2 protein-coding genes are annotated in these 1,898 nt (G+C 35.8%); both read right to left on the reverse strand.

The window, feature by feature from the left end; translation table 11 throughout:
* Positions 1 to 169 precede the first annotated feature (169 nt).
* The gene (locus DD616_RS17245; RefSeq protein ID WP_208871985.1) at positions 170 to 826 is read right to left on the reverse strand and encodes a QnrVC family quinolone resistance pentapeptide repeat protein; all 657 of its coding nucleotides are present in this window, start codon (positions 824 to 826) and stop codon (positions 170 to 172) included.
* A 116-nt stretch (positions 827 to 942) separates the two neighbouring features.
* Positions 943 to 1,898: DUF6602 domain-containing protein (locus tag DD616_RS17250; protein ID WP_208871986.1), on the reverse strand; the 956-nt coding region annotated here is incomplete at its 5' end.

Genomic DNA, 1,898 nt, shown 5'->3' on the forward strand with positions numbered 1-1,898 from the left:
TATGTAGCTGAATTTACAAGATCACATAACGCCCGGCTAAGGGGTTGACAACGCACCACCGAACTCAAAAAACACACTGTAAACACTGAGCTTCAATTTTGTACTAAAGCCGCCACGCGTTAGCAATCCCTCTTGAGCCGTTTGTTATGTGCGTAGCCGAATCTTGCGCTTAGTCAGGAACAATGATTACCCCTAATTGCTCCAGTAACTGCTCCTGTTGCCACGAGCATATTTTTACACCTGTAAGATCAATCTTTCGAGGATCTAAACCATAAAGCTCTGAATGACTTAAATCACAGCCTTGTACTCTAAACTGTTCCCAGCAGTCTTCCGAAAAAACGCCACGACTTAAATCTGATTCTTTAAATGAAGCACCTCGAAGATTTGCACCAATCCATCTATTTTCGAACAGGTCACATTTTTCAATAAGCTGCTGCTCTAAATTGGCATAGGATAAGTTACAACCTGTTATGTATGCAGAGCAAAAGTACATTTTATTCGAAACCTGATTTACAAAACTAACTTGGCTAAAATTTGCGCCTTTAAGATCGCAATCTCTCAGTTCAATACCAAAGCAATTTGCCCCCTTAAAATGGGACATTGAAAGCTGACAATCTTTAAATGAAGCATCTCGAAGATCAGCATAAGAAAAATCGCACCCTTCTAGTGCCCCATGCTCTATGAAAGTACAGTTAATGAACTGTGTATCTCGAAGGTTTGAGCGCTTAAAATTACAATGTATAAAAGTACAATTGCTAAAGATATATTCTTGCAAGTCCTGATGTGAGAAGTTCACTTGATTATATGATTGCTTTGATTTTTCCATGCTGTAGCTCCAAAAACATTTGATGTGAAGACTACCATTTACCTGAAAGTTCTCAACAAAAACAAAACCAGCAAAAACAGACACTTAAAACACCCACTTCAAACTTGATACTAAGCCTATCTCATTGGTGCATTTTTTTCTTTAAAAGAACCAACATATGAGCATATATCAAACTTATAAATGCAGTTTTTGCTAACTGCATCGACCAAACTGGAAAGAAAAGCCAAAATATGGTCTCCTTCATCAGATGGTTCAACAAAGCGATAAGATGTCGCAATTTCTCCTCGATTAGGAAAGTTATACGGCATTAACTTATCATTATCGTCGGACGTATTATATGAGATAAAACCATCTTCAATACTTAAAATGAAATTATGTCTTCTAGATGCATCCTCTATTGAGGGAGGATAAATATCTGCGATCACATCTAAAATGTCTTCATCACCAAAATTAATTGATTCACAAACTAAAAAACTAACAACATTTTGGAATTCATTAAAGCTTGGGTTCCAAAAAGTAATGGTTTCACATTTATTACGATATTCAGGTTCGCTAATCTCTAAATGCCTTTTTTCATGAGTCAAATCTTCATTGAAAGGATTAATTGGCATTGTCGAAACAGGTTCATTATTTCTTATTTTCTTTACCTCCATTAACTTCAGCAATGCTTCTTTCAACTGAGTCTTACTGAGTTTCGATTTGACTTCACCAATAGAATATACCGTTTCTATTGGATAAAATCTGCGCAAGTCATCTGTTTCTATTCTTGGTGTTTCTATACCATTATATATTACAACATCACATTGCGTGGTTCTTTCATTACTTCGATCAACAATAAACCCTTCACCAAACTTATAATATGTTGGTAAAAAACAAGAGAGCAACTCTTTTACAATTCTTTCTCTATATTCACCAAACTCTGACTTATGTATTAATTTACCATTGCCGTCTACAAATATTCCTCTAGAGTCTTCTGTATATTTACACATGAACTCTCTAGCCTTACGTCTCGCTAATATATCAATTACATTTTTCATAACTTTCCCTTTTAGGTATAACGCCCGGCTAAGGG

The organism is Vibrio anguillarum, from assembly GCF_003390515.1.
GTDB classification, from domain to species: domain Bacteria; phylum Pseudomonadota; class Gammaproteobacteria; order Enterobacterales; family Vibrionaceae; genus Vibrio; species Vibrio anguillarum.

Coding starts and splice junctions, on each gene's coding strand:
- DD616_RS17245 (WP_208871985.1), bottom strand. CDS start 826: ATGGAAAAATCAAAGCAATCATATAATCAAGTGAACTTCTCACATCAG.